We start from the raw sequence: 15,550 nt of genomic DNA on the forward strand, positions 1-15,550 counted from the left end.
GGCGTTCTTCGTTCTGGTCAGCGGGTCAGCTCGTGGGCATGGAGCCCAGGGTGACCTCGGCCGTCTTCTCCTGGCTTCCGCGGTTGTAGGTGACCTCGGCCTTGCTGCCGGCGGCGAGAGCGCGCACCTGAGCGGTCAGGTCGATGGAGTTCGTGATCGGGATGCCGTTGAACTTGGTGATCACGTCCCCCTTCTGGAGCCCTGCGGCCTGTGCGGCGCCGCCGCTCGAGACGTCGGCGATGTAGGCACCGGTCGTGGTCGCTCCCTGGATGGAGGCGGCATCCTGAACCGAAGCGCCCAGCAGACCGTGCGAGGCGGAGCCGTTGTCGATGATCTCCTGCGAGACGCGCTTGGCGATGTCGGAGGGGATCGAGAAGCCGACACCGATGTTGCCCGACTGTCCGCCCGACGAGGATCCGCCGGCGCTCGCGATGGCGACGTTGATGCCGATCAGCTTGCCCTGGTTGTCGACGAGCGCGCCACCGGAGTTGCCGGGGTTGATGGCGGCGTCGGTCTGGATGACCGCGATCTTGATGGTCTGGTTGGTCGACTGCTGCTGCTGACCCTGACCGAAGTCGAAGCGGAACGGGCTCTCCTGGCCGGGCTCCTGCTGCTGCTGGTCGGATCCGTCGCTCGGGGCGGCCGAGGACGCGACCTGGATCGAACGGTTCAGCGCGCTGACGATACCCGTGGTGACCGTGTTCGGCAGGTCGAGCGGGGCGCCGACGGCGATGGTGTTGTCGCCGACGTTGAGCTTCGACGAGTCGGCCCACTCGATCGGGGTCAGGCCCGAGGCGTTGTCGAGCTTGATGACCGCGAGGTCGTAGGTGGGGTCGGTGCCGACGACCTTGGCCGCGTAGACCTTGCCGTCGGAGGTGGTGACCGAGATCTTCGCGCTGCCGCTCTGGCCGTCGAGGGTGACCACGTGCGTGTTGGTGAGCACGTAGCCGTCCTGGCTGAGGATGACGCCCGAACCGGTGCCGCCCGACTGCCCGGCCGTGGCGCTGATGGTCACGACGCTGGGGACGACCTTCGCGGCGACCGCGGAGGTGTTGTTCACGCTGTCGGGGTTGTTGACCGTGATGGCCTGCGGTCCCGAGGCGACGGACGAGTTCGACCCGCCCCAGAGAGTGAGGCCGGCGTAGGTGCCGCCGAGGCCCGCACCACCGCCGACGAGGGCGGCCGCGACCAGCAGGGCGGCGATCCGAGGCGCGGAACCCTTCTTGCGGGGAGCGGTGGATGCCGAGGACGGCATCGCGAGCGTGGGGTGCGCGTCGGTCGCGGCGGGGCCGAAGGCCTGGCCGGTCGGCGAGGTGGCGCCCGAGGGGGCCGAGGCGTAACCGGGCTGCTGGGGCGCGGCTCCGGCGTGGGCCGCGGCACCCGCCGCGGGCGGCGGCCAGGCCGCGGCGGCCGAGGCCGGCGAGCGGGTGGGAACCGGCGGCACGTCGTAGCGCGGCGCGGCGGGGGTGGTGGACTCGGGCTGCGGCGACGCGGAAACGGCGCCGTTCGCGGCCGAGGTGTTCAGGTGGCTGTTGTCGTTGCCGTCGGGACGGTTGTCCGTGGTGTCGCTCATGGGGTGCTCCTTGTTCCAGGTGCTTCTACGATGACCACCGATCCTGTGGACCACCTATGACGGGCGTGGGCCGTCTCTATGGGTCTAGCAGGAGAGACCCGCGTGGCATTCCCGCTTGCGCTGCACGAGGGTGCGGCATCCTGGATCCATGCGACACATCCCCGGCGCTTGGCAGCGCACCGCTCGAGGCGCGGGTCTGCTCGCGCCCGACGGCTCGTCGGTTCCCACGATCTTCGCCGAGATGAGCGCCCTCGCCACCGCGACCGGAGCCCTGAACCTCGGCCAGGGCTTTCCCGACGAGGACGGGCCGGAAGCGGTGCGGGATGCCGCCCGCTCGGCGATCTCGTCGGGAATCAACCAGTACGCGCCGGGGCGCGGATTTCCCGACCTGCTCGCCGCCGTCGCCGAGCACCAACAGCGCTTCTACGGGATCGAGCTCGACCCGCAGCGCGAGGTGCTCGTGACGGTCGGGGCGACCGAGGCGCTCGCCGCGACCCTGCTGGCGCTCGTGGACTCCCCCGACGACGAGGTGGTGGTGTTCGAGCCGTACTACGACTCTTACGCGGCCTGCGTGGCCCTCTCGGGTGCGAAACTGGTGACGGTGCCCCTGCGGTGGCCCGACTTCCAGCCCGACCTCGAGCAGCTGGCATCCGCCGTCACCGATCGCACACGCGTCATCCTCGTGAACGACCCGCACAACCCGACCGGCACGGTCTTCTCGCGCGAGGTGCTCGACGAGGTGGTGCGCCTGGCCCACCAGCACGACGCGATCATCGTCACCGACGAGGTGTACGAGCACCTGGTGTTCGACGGACCGCACGTGCCGATCGCCACCCTGCCCGGAGCTTTCGAGCGCACGGTGTCGATCTCGTCGGGCGGCAAGACATTTTCGCTCACGGGCTGGAAGACCGGATGGGTCACCGGCCCCGCCGACCTCGTGTCGGCCGTGCTCGCCGTCAAGCAGTACCTCACCTACGTGGGCGGCTCCCCCTTCCAGCCGGCGATCGCTCTGGGCCTGCGCCTGCCCGACGCCTTCTTCGCCTCGGTCGCCTCGGAGATGGCCGCCAAGGCCGCCCTGCTGGGCACCGGACTGCGCGCCGCCGGTTTCGACGTGTCGACCCCGGCGGGGTCGTACTTCACGGTGGTGGATGCCGCCCCGCTCGGCGCCACCGACGCAGATACGTTCTGCCGCGAGCTGCCCGCCCGCGCCGGGGTGGTCGGGATTCCGCTCACCGCGTTCGTGACGCCCGAGCATCGGCGCGACTACGCCACACTCGTGCGGTTCGCCGCGTGCAAGCGGGTGGAGGTGCTGCAGGATGCGGCGGGGCGTTTGGCGGGGATGACGTTCAACTGAGGCGCCCGAGGCGCGCAGACAACCACTGAGCATCGACGAGAACGCGCTTTCCCCGCTCGAAGCGCCCGCCGTCTGGGAGAAACGTCGACCACCCAGGGAAGCCGCCCCCTTTCCGCGGGGGCGCCGCGGGGGCGCCGCGAACGCCTCTTCGACGACCTCTACGAGGGCTGTCACGAAACCCGCGAGAACCTCCCGGCACTCTCGAACCGCGCACGAGCGTCGTCGACGCAATGCGACGCGCGGTTCGAGCTGATGCGGCACGCACTCGTCGAGCGCCACTCCGCTCAAGGGTGTGACGTTTGTTGCGTGCAAAATACGAAATATTGTCAAATGGTCAACAAACCCGCATCGCTGGTCTCTCACGTGAAAATGTAGCGGTGCGCCGTGACGAACCCGCGTTAGTTGGAGGCCGTGTGACCGAGGGCGTAAGAGAAGTGATCCGTCGGGTGCTCCGCGACAATCCGACCGTCGAGGTTCGCTACACCTTCGCAATCCGGCCTGGCAGTTTCCACCAGGGCGTCGGGGTGTTATTTCTCCACCCGTCTCACGAGTCCGTCGTCGCCGCAGAGAGAGCGCATGCCCGTGGTCAGCTCTGAGACGTCCAGGTCCGCGTCGATGGAATCGTGTCGAGCCTGCGGCCACGCAGCCGTCGGGCTGCGACGCAGCAAGCTGGCGATGTTCGTGGAACGTGTCACGCGCGGGCGGTGCTCATCGACATCGTGCGCGAGCTTCGAATACTCCGAGACGGCGTCGATGACACCAACGTTCTGCCCGTGTTCTGGACCTGCACATCAGCTCCGCGTGGTCGACCGAGCAGACGGGATTGAAGTCAACGGCTCGGGCTGGTGACGACCGTCAACGACGTGACGCCTCGAGCTCATCAGCGCGGCGTGACCCGGTACCGCCGCAGCTCCAGAGCGGGGTTCACACGCCTCACACGCGCAATTGCGGCCGGATCGACATGCGCCACTGCCACATCGGTCGTCGTGCCCACCTGAGCCACGGTGACGCCCTGCGGGTCGACAATCATCGAATGCCCCACACCGAGCGGCGGCGGGTGATCGGCCGCCGCCACGAAGAAGGTGTTCTCAATCGACCTGGCGGTCAGCAGCGTCTTCCAGTGGTGTTCCTTGAGTGGACCACGGACCCATTCCGCCGGAACCAGAGCCACGTCGACTCCCGCATCCGCCAACGTGCGAGACACCTCGGGGAACCGCAGGTCGTAACAGGTCATCAACCCAAACCGCAGACCACGCACCTCGAACGTCTGAGGCGGAACGATCTCCCCCGGTTCTACCCAGTCGGATTCACGCTGGCCGAAGGCGTCGTACAGGTGCAGCTTTCGATAGACCGACCGGATGCCGTCGGCACCCACCGCAACGACCGCGTTCCGCACGCGACGGCCGTCGTCGGCTCTTTCGACGAGCCCCGCGACCACAACGATGTCGAGTTCCGCCGCCACCGTGGTGAGCGCCTGCACGAACGGGCCGTCGAGGTCTTCGGCGTTCTCCGCGAGGGAGGGGTCAAAGGGGTCCACAAAGTAGCTGGAGTACTCCGGGAAGACGACCACACCGGCCCCGCGCGCCGCGGCCCTACGGGAGAGGTCAGCGATGTCAGCGAGGTTGCCCTCTCGCGAGGCCGACGGCGCGAACTGCGCGACGCCAATGCCGACGGTGTCGTGACTCATCGAGCGCTCCCCCTCTCCCGGTGCCGGGCGATCACCGGCACCGAGATCCACAGTACGAGGACTACCACGCTGCGCACGACCCCGCACGCCACGCCCGCGCTCACTGCGGCGACGCAGATGGGCGTGAGTCGGAGCACTCGCTGGGCGGTCTCGAGCTCAGCGAACGGCGTCGAACGCCGAGGCCAGCAACAGGCGCGTGAGGATCGGATTGCCGGTCCGCAGCGCCCGCAATTTCGCCAGAGTCTCGTTCCTGCTGCGGTCGGCTCGGTGCGCCAGCGTTTCGGGGCATTCCCTGGCGAGATCGCCGATATTGCCGCTCACCAGCGCTATTCTCTCGCGACACTCCCGGGCCGTATGCCCGGATTTGCGGGTTCGTTCATCTGTGGGTAATGTTTTCTCTTGTGCCGCGGGGTGGAGCAGCTCGGTAGCTCGCTGGGCTCATAACCCAGAGGTCGTAGGTTCAAATCCTGCCCCCGCAACAAGAAGAAGGCCCCGGATCGCAAGGTCCGGGGCCTTCTGCCTTTTCCGCACGTCACCGAAGCCCGTCACGGGCAGTGGACACGAATCGGAGTTGCCCTGTCGTGCCCAGGTAAAGATGGCGAAGCGTCGTGCCCGCCGTCACAGTCTGTTAGCGGCAAAGATGAACCACTGTGTTGCGTGGATCGAACGACGCCGCTGACCGCCCCATTCACGGGACATCCGTCGACCAATCCCCCACCCACCAGTCAGCCATCCCAGCCATACGCCGGGCAACCTGCCTGTGCGTCTCCCCCGCGCGCCACGTCTCGAATGCGCACCGGTCCCCAAAGGTCCCGTCCTGGACGATGATCCGCCCCTTGCGTGTATCGAGCGACGGGACGACAGTCCACGCCGTGACCTCCGGTGCATTTCCGGCTGCGCGAAGCTCGTCTATGGCCGCAGACACGTCGGGGTCCGTGACGTCATCACGGACCCGGAATAAGACGATGTGTCGGAACACCTACTCGCGAATGGTGTCGACGTGGTCGCGGTACCAGGCGACCGTGCGCTCCATGCCCTCTTCGAGCGAGATGGATGCCGTCCAGCCTGCATCGGCAAGCTTCGACACGTCCAGGAGCTTCTGCGGGGTTCCGTCAGGCTTCGTGGTGTCCCACTCGGTTTCACCGGTGAAGCCCGTGACACGAGCGATCGTCTCGGCGATCTCGCGAATCGTCACGTCGCTGCCAGTACCGACATTGACCTGGTCCGGCCCGTCGTAGTGCTCCATCAGATGCAGGCAGGCATCGGCCATGTCATCGGCGTGCAGGAACTCGCGACGCGGTGTGCCGGTCCCCCAGTTCGTGACGCTCGCGGCGCCGGAGTGCGCGGCCTCGTCGTAGCGACGAATGAGCGCCGGCAGCACATGCGACCCCTTCGGCGAGAAGTTGTCGTTGGGGCCGTAGAGATTCGTCGGCATGGCGCTGATCCACGGTAGGCCGTACTGGCGGCGCACGGCCTGGGTCTGCAAGATGCCCGCGATCTTCGCGATCGCATACGCATCGTTCGTGGGCTCGAGGTGTCCCGTCAGCAGCGAGTCCTCGCGTATGGGCTGCTCAGCAAACTTGGGGTAGATGCAGGATGAGCCCAGGAACAGCACCCTCTCCACGTCGTTCGAGAGGGCCGCATCGAGGACGTTGACCTGAATGCGCATGTTGTCGCTCAGGAAGTCCACGGGGTATGTGGAGTTCGCCAGGATGCCGCCCACCTTCGCCGCAGCCAGCACGACGTACTTCGGTTTGGTCTCCCCCATGTAGGCGAAAACGGCGTCGCGGTCCTTCAGGTCGAGCTCGGCGGAGGGCTTCCCCACGACGTTCTCGAACCCGGATGCCTCGAGCTTGCGCACGATGGCCGACCCGACGAGCCCGCGATGACCGGCGACGTAGAACGTCGCATCACGGTCGAGCTCCCCCGGGGTGTACTGCACCCCGTCGACGGCAGTGCTCATGCCCGCGCTCCGAGCATGTCGCGGTTGCTCCAGGTCGGAAGCGACACCGTATCGATCCACTCGGAACCCCGCTCGAGAAGAGTGACGTCCGCATCGACCATGAGCTTCGCCAGTTCGTCACCGTGCACCGAGGGCACCCAGCCGAGCTTGTCAGCTGCCTTCGTCGGGTCGCCGATGAGCGCGTCAACCTCGGTCGGACGTAGGTAACGCTCATCGAACTTGACGAACTCAGCCCAGTCGAGACCGACGTGGCCGAACGAGACCTCAAGGAAGTCGCGGATCGTGTACCCCACGCCGGTGGCCAGCACGAAGTCTTCGGGCGTGTCCGCCTGAAGCATGCGCCACATGCCTTCGACGTACTCTGCGGCGTATCCCCAGTCGCGGATGGAGTCGAGGTTGCCCAGGTACAGGTCCTTCTGCACGCCGGCTTTGATGCGGGCGACTGCACGCGTGATCTTACGCGTGACGAAGGTCTCGCCGCGGCGGGGAGACTCGTGATTGAACAGGATTCCGTTGACCGCGTACATGTCGTACGCCTCGCGGTAGTTCTTGGTGATCCAGTAGCTGTACAGCTTGGCCGCCGCGTACGGCGACCGCGGGTAGAACGGAGTCTCCTCGTTCTGCGGCGGCGGCGTCGCGCCGTACAACTCTGAGGTGGACGCCTGGTAGAACTTCGTCTGGATGCCGGACAGACGCACGGCTTCAAGGAGGCGGATGGTTCCCGTGCCGGTGGTGTCCGCGGTGTGCTCGGGCTCGTCGAACGAGACTCGCACGTGCGACTGGGCCGCGAGGTTGTAGACCTCGTCGGGGTTGATCTCCGACATGAGCGTCACCAGGCGCGCGCCGTCAGACAGGTCGCCGTAGTGGAGGAAAAGCTTCGCACTCGGGTCATGTGAGTCGACGTAGAGATGGTCGATCCGGTGCGTGTTGAAGGTCGACGCCCGGCGGATGAGGCCGTGAACCTCGTACCCCTTGGACAGGAGCAATTCGGCGAGATAGGACCCGTCCTGGCCCGTGATACCAGTGATGAAAGCACGCTTGGTCACGTTTTTGAACCAATCTTCAGGAGGATCTGGGATGAGCGGAATGCTTCTTGGCAGCGGCGGCGGTGAGATCCGCGAGAAGACTATCGAATTGGTTGATCGCGAATGTTTCGCCCAGAAGGTGCTCCTTGTAACGTCTCCCGTTCGCCCCGAGCCGAGCGGACTCCTCGCCGCTCGAGGCAAGACGCTTCGCTCCGTCCAGGATCGCCTCGGCATCGCCCGCGGGGACCGTCGTTCCTGCCTCGGCCATCGCTATCTCCTGCGCGGTGATTCCGGCGGCATCCGTGGCGGCCAGAACGGGGCGTCCGGATGCGAAGTAGGAGGTCAGCTTGCTGGGCACTGCCATCTCGGCAACGCCGGGCAGCTCGTTCACGAGAAGGATGTCAGCTGCTTGCAAGACGTCGCCGAAGGAGCGATCGTCAAGCGGTGCCATCAGTTCCGTCGTCGTTGGAGAGTCCTGGATCTGCTCCAGGAGTTCTTCTCTCTGAGATCCGTCGCCTACGAGAATGAATCGCACACGCTCTCCGCGCACCTTCGCAAGGCGTCCGGCTTCCACAACATGTCGAAGCCCCTGTTTGACGCCCATATTGCCGGCATGCACCACGATGACCTCGTCGCTCGCCCATCCGTACGCTCGCCGAACGGCGGCCGCATCCACCGGTGGGAGCGGAGGAAGATGCGACCAATTACGAACTACGGCGATGCGCTCGCGAGGAACACCGAAGTCCTCATGGACACGGTCGGCAAATCGGTCATGAATTACCACGACAGTCGTCGCAGATTTCAGAAGCCATCTCTCCACAGCGAGAATGGCTCGCGCCGCGAGGCCGCTCCCCTGCCCCGTCTCGAGCACGCCGAGGCCGTAGAGGTCTTGCACCCAGACGACGAAGGGCGTCCGCCGATGGGTGGCCAGCGCTCGCAAACGCACGAGCGCTGACGACAACAACGCGGGCGAAACCGCAATGATCGACGTGGGACGACCCCACCGAATCAGCATCTGGCGAAGGCCGAATGTCACCTCGGAGAGGGCGCGAGGAAGGGGGGATGGCTTCCTCGGGACGTAGTGACGCAGACGTTCCACAGCTACTCCGCCGTGATTTTCTCGTCGGCTCCATTGTCCGTAACCCTGGGAGATCTTCCAGGCCGGATAATGGGGGTGGGCGACCACGGAGCGCACATGATGGCCACGTTCCGCAAGGCCGGAGGCAAGACCTCCCGTGTAAGGGGAGATTCCCGTAGCCTCCGGGGGAAAGTTCAGCCCGAACACGAGGGTTCGCAGAGGTTGCACATTCCGAACCCTACAGCGGTCACCATGACGGAGCAGTGAAACGAAAGGGACGCCGTGGGCGACATTCCCGTGATCGACCTCTCGAAAGCCCCGGGCGAGAGAGCCGCGTGGGATCAGCCGCGTTGGAAGATCTATCTGTGGGGCGCTTGCGAGCTGCTCTTCGTCACAAATGCTTGGCAGATCAGTTCTGGTCTCCGCATCCGTGTTCTGCGCGCCTTCGGCGCAGAAATCGGCCGCGGTGTCGTCTTCCGCCCGCGCACCCGAGTGAAATTCCCGTGGAAGCTGCACGTCGGTGACCGATCATGGGTCGGCGAAGGTGTGTGGTTCCACAACCAGGACCATATTCATGTGGGTCACGACGTGGTGATCTCGCAGGAAACCTTTCTGACCACCGGGAGCCATGCCCACCGTCGCGACATGGCCCTCATAACCCGCCCCATCCATATCGAAGCCGGGGCTTGGGTCACCTCGCGGTGCATTGTGCTGGGAGGAGCCCACATCGGTCGTAGCGCCCTCATCCGTCCTCTTAGCGTGGTCGATGCGCGTGCAGTACCCCCCGGCGAAGTGTGGGGCGGTAACCCGATGGCGTTCGTCGAGCCGCGCGGAGTAGATGCACGGTTCCCCGCGTGAGAATCGCGCATGTCGTGACCTACTCGTCGGCCGACGGAGCCTTTGGGGGGCCGACGCGAGTGGCCTTCGGGCAGGCCAAAGCACTTGCCGAGCTCGGCCACGAAGTCACCGTCTTCGCAGGGTCTCCCCGGGATGAGGCGGGAGATGTCCAACGCGACGGCTTCCGCGTTCGGACGTTCCCTGTCCATAAAGTCGCGCCCTTCGGCGGCTTCGCGACCCTGAATCCGCGTGGCCTGAGTGCCGCTGTGCGCGCGCAAGCGAGCGAACTCGACGTCGCCCACGTGCACTTAGCCCGGGACCTGGCGACTCTTCCCGCGGCCCTCACCCTTCGCAAGGCAGGTGTGCCGTACGTCACGCAGACGCACGGCATGATCGATCGCTCCCGCAAAAGGCTCGCCTCGCTGCTCGACCGTCTCGCAACTCGCCGAGCCCTCACGGGTGCCGCGAGTTGGTTGTTGTTGACGCCCGAGGAAAAGATCGATCTCGCCGAGGTGGCGACTCCGGGTCGGCTGAGAGCGATACGTAACGGGGTGGAGTTGCGCGAGATGACTCCGCTAGACGAGCGGAGCGACACGGTGCTGTTCCTCGCGCGACTGCACGAGCGGAAACGTCCTCTCGCTTTCGTCGAGATGGCGGAGCGCCTTGCGGAGGATCTCCCGGACACGAGCTTCCTGCTCGTCGGACCCGACGAGGGCGAAGGAGCTGCTGTGACCCGAGCCATCTCAGCCAGCAAGTTGGGTAACCGTCTGAAGTGGGTGGGCGCACTGCCCCCCGACGAAACGGCGTCCGCCATGGCATCTGCGCGGGTCTACGTGCTTCCCGCCATCAACGAAGTTTTTCCGATGACCGTTCTCGAATCTTTCGTGGCTGGTACTCCGGTCGTCACGACCTCCTCACTGGGCATCGCTCCCGACTGTGAGAGATTCGGCGCCGCTCTCGTCACGAATGGAACTGTCGAGGCGCTTGCTGCTGCCGTGCTGCAAGTACGCACCGACCAGGACGTCGCCGAGTCATTGCGTCGTGGGGCCGCTACCTATCTGCGAGACGAACTGGACATCAGGAGCGTTGCACGCGAGCTTCAGGACGAATATGCCTACGCGATGGGGACGCGCCGTGACTGAGGTCGTCATCGTGCAGCCGTATCTCCCTCGGTATCGCTTGCCCTTCTTCGATGGCCTGTTCGCGGCTCTGGAAGAACAGGATGTGCGCCTGCGCGTTATAGCCGGAGAAGCCTCGAAGGAGCAGGCGCAACGAGGAGATTCGTCGCGCGCCTCGTGGCTAGAGCAAGTTCCTCCGCGCGCGCTCTCCATCGGCTCCCGTCAGCTCGTCCTGACACGCACGTCCCACTTGTGGAAAGGTTCGGACGCTGTCGTCGTCCCTCACCAGGGCTCGTCGCTCGATGCTCTCATGGCATCAATCGGACGATATTCGCGCCCGGTGGGCGTGTGGGGGCATATCGCCTCTTACACCTCGCCGCTCAACCCGATCGACGGCGCTATCGAACGCTGGCAACTTCGTCGTGCCCAGCACGTCTTTGCCTACATGCCCGGCGGTGCAGCCTTCGCTCGAGGACAAGGAGTCCCCGCAGAGCGCATCACGACCGTGATGAATACGATCGACACGGCGAGCCTCGAGGCATCTCTTGCGCGTACGACGACGGCCGATATCGAGGCGTTTCGCAAGCTACATCACATCCCCGACACTCCCTACGTGTCCTACGTGGGCGGTCTAGACCGAAGCAAGAGAGTCGACGTACTCGCCGAGTCCCTCGACGTACTGCACAGGCGCGGAAGCGACGTTCACATCGTCGTCGCAGGCCACGGCGAGCAGGAGCATCTGCTCCGGGCTGCGGCCGCGCGTGGGCAAGCCACTCTCGTCGGCTACGCCGATGTAGGCACGAAAGCAGTGATTCTGAAGGGCTCAGAGGCAATCGCCAACCCAGGCCGGGTGGGCCTGATCGCCGTCGATGCCTTGACGGCCCAGCGCCCCATCGTCACAACCCAATGGCCCTGGCATGCGCCCGAAATCGAGTATCTGCGCGTGAACGAGAGCCTCTTTATGACTCCGGACAACGCCACTGACTTCGCTGACGCATTGGAAATTGCTGCCATACGCACAAGAAGCACATTGCAGTTCGAGTGGCCCGAACCTCCGCGCATCGAGGCCATGGTGGCCAAATTCCGAAACGGCATCCTCGAACTGCTAACCTCCTAAGCGCGTTGTCCCGAGGCGCACCTTCTCGACATGAGGCAGGCGCAGACGGCTGCCGCGCCAAGCAGTTCGCGGTGCGACAGTTGTTGCGAATGAGAGGGTCTGACCCGCCAATTTGCCCGTCGAACCCCTAACGTATGACGTATCATGTACCGTGCGCGAATGCGGAAGAAAGTGACACTGATGCAGAAAGTCGATTGGCTCACAGGCCGAGCGGCGCCCTACCGCCGCCCCATCTGGGACAATCTGAGCGATAGGTTTGATTTCCAGATCCGGCTCCTCGAAAGTAGTAAGCAGTTTCATAGCAAACCCGGCAATCGCCCGGAAGACTGGTACGAGATTGGTCTGCGACGCAACGACACCGCGTTCGTACCCACCAAGCGCGTGCAGTGCGGTGAGGAGAACTATTACCTTGCCCTGCGTCAGCCCCTACGACGCAACGTCGATGGCGTGGTGCTCGGCGGTTGGGAATCGCCGGCGTACTGGCAGGCCCTTGCTCAGATCAAGACCGCGCGACACCAGGCTCGTAGCGTCGGATTCTACGAATCGACGCTCGCGAGCCAAGGACACGCCGACGGACCTATTGCCGCAGCCCGTAAGTGGTACTTCCGGCATCTCGATGCCGTCGTGGTGCCCGGGGAAGCGGCCGCCGACGCCGTCGCGGCGATGGGTGTAGACGAGCGCAAGATTTACGTCGGATTCAACCCCGTAGACGGCGATTGGGTTGCTCGAGAATCGGCTCGCTCTCCTTTTGCGGGTCCGGGGCACCGGTTCGTGTTCATTGGGCAACTCGTCCCACGCAAGGACCCCCTCACGCTTGTCCGCGCGTTCGCCGACTGTCGCGACGAGGCCGATCGACTCACGATCGTCGGGCAGGGAGAACTGACCGCGCATGTCATCGCCGAGATTGGCCGACTCGGTCTCTCAGCGGTCGTCGAGCTCATCCCCACCGTCTCCTACAAAGACATCCCGGCGTTGCTCTCCGTGCACGACACGCTGGTCCTCCCCTCGATCACCGAAGTGTGGGGACTTGTCGTAAATGAGGCGCTTGCCGCGGGCTTACACACCGTTGTTTCACGCAACGCGGGCGTCGCGCCGTCGGTGGCGGACATGAGTGGAGTCTTCCTCTGCGATCCGAAACGTGCAGCGATTGGGAAAGCAATGGCCACGAGCCGCGCAGCCTGGGCTGGTCCCGTGCAAAACCCCGCAATTCTTTCTTGCACGGCAGACCGATTCGCCGAAGTGTTTGCTCAAGCGCTGACGCGATCGTGATACTCGTGGCCGTTATCCAATCCGGCACTTGCCATCACGGACTCCGATTCACCGCATCGTAAACTCAGCTTCGGAACGTCCGGCGGGCGCGTCACGCCGGTGTTTCAGACGCGAGTTCGTACAGACGATCAAGTCAGAGTTGCATCACATCCCTCACTTTTGATCGAAAGACGGCCCAAGACCTCTTTCGGGCGTGGCTACTGTTCTCTCGGGGATCTACTATCCCTGCCTCAAAAGCAGCCATATGCGCTTCAATCGCTGCGGACAGGGGATCGACGCGACCCGGCGCTACTACGTAAGCGACCGGAGGTTCTAGCTCATAATCGGTTAATCCAGTGTTTGTGGAGGCAATCAGGGTGCATCCATTTGCCAATGCCTCCCCGAGCACCAGCCCAAATCCCTCCACGAGGCTCGGCAAGACAAGCGCCGACGATGTTGCGTAAAGACGCGTCAGCTCGCCGCTCGAAACGGCACCCGATGCAACAACACTTGGAGTCTTGTCGAGAAGATCGCGCATCGCAGGGTCAAGCCGAGACGCGACTACCCGCAGCGTCCAGCCGTTAGGACGAATACGACGCCATGCCTCCAACAGCAGGTGAAGGCCCTTCCTCTGCACCCCCTGTCCCACAAAGAGAAGCACCCGTTCCCGATCGCTCGCCACGATCGGGGGTGGGACGGGACATCCGTATGGAACTACGCTGACCAGCTCAGGAGCAACGCCCGACAATAACAAGCCACGTGCTGTGAAGTTCGACGCGCAGATTACACCGGTCGCGAGCTCAAGCTCAATCCGTTCAACCTCGGTACGATACGGGTCAACTTCCTCGACCTCGTGCTGCCATTGACGAAAGTTTCCGAGTTCGTCTGAAGACATCGCCTCCTTGATGATCTGGTTACCAGGATGGTACTGAAACAACAACTTTCTCGTCGTCACTGCTTGCTGGAAGGCCATCCAGGCGTAATTCGAGTACACGAGGAGGCCGTCACCTGGACGCCGTCTGGACTCGTCCGCTATCGCAGAAGCGATACTCGAGTCTATTCGCCGCGAGGGAAACTCTCTGGACCACCCAAATCTTTTGGCGTTCTCGTGAAGAATCTGCACACCAAGAGCGACAGGCACGTTACGCGCCAGACTTCTGTCGATATACGGCGAAGATCGGTGCGAGAGGCGACGAATTCGCAGAGCAGAAGCTCCGTCGTAGTAATCAGTCACTAATCGACTCAACGCACCTATTTCCGCCAGGGCAGCGGGAACCTGATAGCTATCCCTGTCTCGATTGAAGCCCACGATGTACTTCATCGAATGAATCCTGAAACTGGAAGCATAATCACATTAACTCCTTGCGATAGCCACGTTCATAGCCTATGGCCCACCCAGCGAGAGTAGAGAAACTGGAAATAATTGCTACGATCCCGACGGGGTCACTCCAAGGGATCCACGCCCCCGAGAGCGCTAACAGACTTATACCTAGCGCCGAAAGCACCACAATAACACGAACTAAAAATCCTACTCGCTGATATCCCATCGCGGTCGCCGCAGCGTTCACCGGAATGGTCGCCGCACCCAGAACACCGGAGACGCCGAGAATTATTGCCACGCGGATAGTGTCAGAGGAAGGGATGCCAGCAATGAAGATGATCAGAGGATAGGCCAACGCATAGAAGACAGCAGCTAAGGCGGTTAGAATAAACGTTTGGCGAATGACTCTTCTCCGTAGCGCTTTCACCTCCTCAAGATCATCCAGTTTCCAGGCATCCATTCCCACAGATGTTATAAACGTCGTGGACAGGATATTGAACGGTCCGTTTGCGGTTTGCAGAATCCGGTAAATAGCCGCAACGGGAGAACCCAGCGCCAGGGTCGAAACGGCCATTGGCAACAGATTTGCCGCACCTGAGAGCGCCGCATCAGAACCGGACCATTTACCGAGGGGCATTACGTCCCGAATCCGCACATTGGCGACGTCACCTCCGCGTCGAGCCGAGGTGAGCACAAGAAGAAGAGCAATACAGGAGGCGCCTGCGGCCGACAGACCCCATGCGAGGAACAACGTCGTCCAAGTGAGGAGACCAGCCATGTGAATCGCGACACTAAGGGCACAGAAAAAAAGAAGAAAAGAACCATCCGAAACTAGTGCGAAAGTGGGCCGCAACCGGGTGAACAATGCGAAGCGCAGCAAGTCCTGCGCCAACGCCGCATAGGACACACCAGCGCTCACCAAAAAGAGTTGAACGTATGCCAAGCCCCCGCTGGGCATCATCACCGGCACCACCAGTGACCAAACAAGAGCCGCCGGGAAGGTTATCCACACCAACCACGTCAACGGCAGCACCGTACGACCCGTACCGCGCTGAGACGCAAATGCGGGAGTTAGAAACGTGGCTCTCTGTAAGCCCACGATTGTCACGACCAGCAGTTGCGCCATCGTGATCGCCGTCAGATCATCCGCCTCGAACAGTCGCGCGGACACGATGAGGACCAGCGCATTAGTAGCCGCTACGATCCCGGTATCGACAGCCAGCACGGCG

The 15,550-nt window shown here is 63.7% G+C and carries 14 protein-coding genes and 1 tRNA gene; 6 read left to right on the forward strand and 9 right to left on the reverse strand.

The genetic code is table 11. The annotated features are described in order from the left end of the window. Positions 1-25: 25 nt before the first annotated feature. A complete protein-coding gene (locus tag NE358_RS09760; protein ID WP_289938032.1) occupies positions 26-1,573 on the reverse strand; it encodes a S1C family serine protease in 1,548 nt (515 codons plus the stop codon). Between the two features lie 148 nt (positions 1,574-1,721). Between NE358_RS09760 and NE358_RS09765 the strand changes: the two genes are divergently transcribed. Then, complete coding sequence (locus tag NE358_RS09765; RefSeq protein WP_289938034.1) at positions 1,722-2,927, forward strand: aminotransferase class I/II-fold pyridoxal phosphate-dependent enzyme; 1,206 nt, start codon at positions 1,722-1,724, stop codon at positions 2,925-2,927. An 880-nt stretch (positions 2,928-3,807) separates the two neighbouring features. On the opposite strand, the gene NE358_RS09770 is transcribed toward NE358_RS09765, so the two are convergent. Further along, a complete protein-coding gene (locus NE358_RS09770; RefSeq protein WP_289942606.1) occupies positions 3,808-4,614 on the reverse strand; it encodes a carbon-nitrogen hydrolase family protein in 807 nt (268 codons plus the stop codon). A gap of 156 nt (positions 4,615-4,770) precedes the next feature. Next, a complete protein-coding gene (locus NE358_RS09775) occupies positions 4,771-4,935 on the reverse strand; it encodes a hypothetical protein (RefSeq protein ID WP_289938035.1) in 165 nt (54 codons plus the stop codon). 84 nt (positions 4,936-5,019) lie between these two features. On the opposite strand from NE358_RS09775, the gene NE358_RS09780 reads away from it, so the two are divergent. Then, positions 5,020-5,093 (forward strand) — tRNA-Met (locus NE358_RS09780). 209 nt (positions 5,094-5,302) lie between these two features. On the opposite strand, the gene NE358_RS09785 is transcribed toward NE358_RS09780, so the two are convergent. Genes NE358_RS09785 through NE358_RS09800 form a run of 4 tightly spaced genes read right to left on the reverse strand, consistent with a single transcriptional unit; the run spans position 5,303 to position 8,908 of the window. Beyond that, on the reverse strand, positions 5,303-5,593 hold the full coding sequence (locus NE358_RS09785) for a Dabb family protein (RefSeq protein WP_289938036.1): 291 nt from the start codon (positions 5,591-5,593) through the stop codon (positions 5,303-5,305). Then, positions 5,594-6,577, reverse strand: coding sequence for a GDP-L-fucose synthase family protein (locus NE358_RS09790; protein ID WP_289938038.1), 984 nt, complete (start codon positions 6,575-6,577; stop codon positions 5,594-5,596). After that, on the reverse strand, positions 6,574-7,623 hold the full coding sequence (gene gmd / locus NE358_RS09795; protein WP_289938040.1) for a GDP-mannose 4,6-dehydratase: 1,050 nt from the start codon (positions 7,621-7,623) through the stop codon (positions 6,574-6,576). The genes NE358_RS09790 and gmd overlap by 4 nt, the downstream gene beginning before the upstream one ends. A 16-nt stretch (positions 7,624-7,639) precedes the next feature. Beyond that, positions 7,640-8,908 carry a glycosyltransferase gene (locus tag NE358_RS09800; protein WP_353853270.1) on the reverse strand — a complete coding sequence of 423 codons (1,269 nt, stop codon included), beginning with the start codon at positions 8,906-8,908 and terminating at the stop codon, positions 7,640-7,642. A 54-nt stretch (positions 8,909-8,962) separates the two neighbouring features. On the opposite strand from NE358_RS09800, the gene NE358_RS09805 reads away from it, so the two are divergent. The 4 genes from NE358_RS09805 (at position 8,963) to NE358_RS09820 (ending at position 13,021) form a co-directional block, all read left to right on the forward strand. Then, complete coding sequence (locus tag NE358_RS09805; protein ID WP_289938042.1) at positions 8,963-9,538, forward strand: LbetaH domain-containing protein; 576 nt, start codon at positions 8,963-8,965, stop codon at positions 9,536-9,538. 14 nt (positions 9,539-9,552) lie between these two features. Next, entirely contained in the window at positions 9,553-10,659 is a 1,107-nt protein-coding gene (locus NE358_RS09810) for a glycosyltransferase (RefSeq protein ID WP_289938044.1), read from the forward strand. Beyond that, complete coding sequence (locus NE358_RS09815) at positions 10,652-11,752, forward strand: glycosyltransferase (protein ID WP_289938046.1); 1,101 nt, start codon at positions 10,652-10,654, stop codon at positions 11,750-11,752. The genes NE358_RS09810 and NE358_RS09815 overlap by 8 nt, the downstream gene beginning before the upstream one ends. Before the next feature lie 159 nt (positions 11,753-11,911). Then, the gene (locus tag NE358_RS09820; RefSeq protein ID WP_289938048.1) at positions 11,912-13,021 is read left to right on the forward strand and encodes a glycosyltransferase family 4 protein; all 1,110 of its coding nucleotides are present in this window, start codon (positions 11,912-11,914) and stop codon (positions 13,019-13,021) included. A 133-nt stretch (positions 13,022-13,154) separates the two neighbouring features. Here NE358_RS09820 and NE358_RS09825 read toward each other — a convergent pair whose 3' ends face one another. Then, entirely contained in the window at positions 13,155-14,321 is a 1,167-nt protein-coding gene (locus NE358_RS09825; protein ID WP_289938049.1) for a glycosyltransferase family 4 protein, read from the reverse strand. Positions 14,322-14,349: 28 nt separating this feature from the next. Next, the gene (locus tag NE358_RS09830) at positions 14,350-15,546 is read right to left on the reverse strand and encodes a hypothetical protein (RefSeq protein ID WP_289938050.1); all 1,197 of its coding nucleotides are present in this window, start codon (positions 15,544-15,546) and stop codon (positions 14,350-14,352) included. Positions 15,547-15,550 lie beyond the last annotated feature (4 nt).

It is taken from the genome of Sphingomonas sp. G5 (assembly GCF_052660795.1).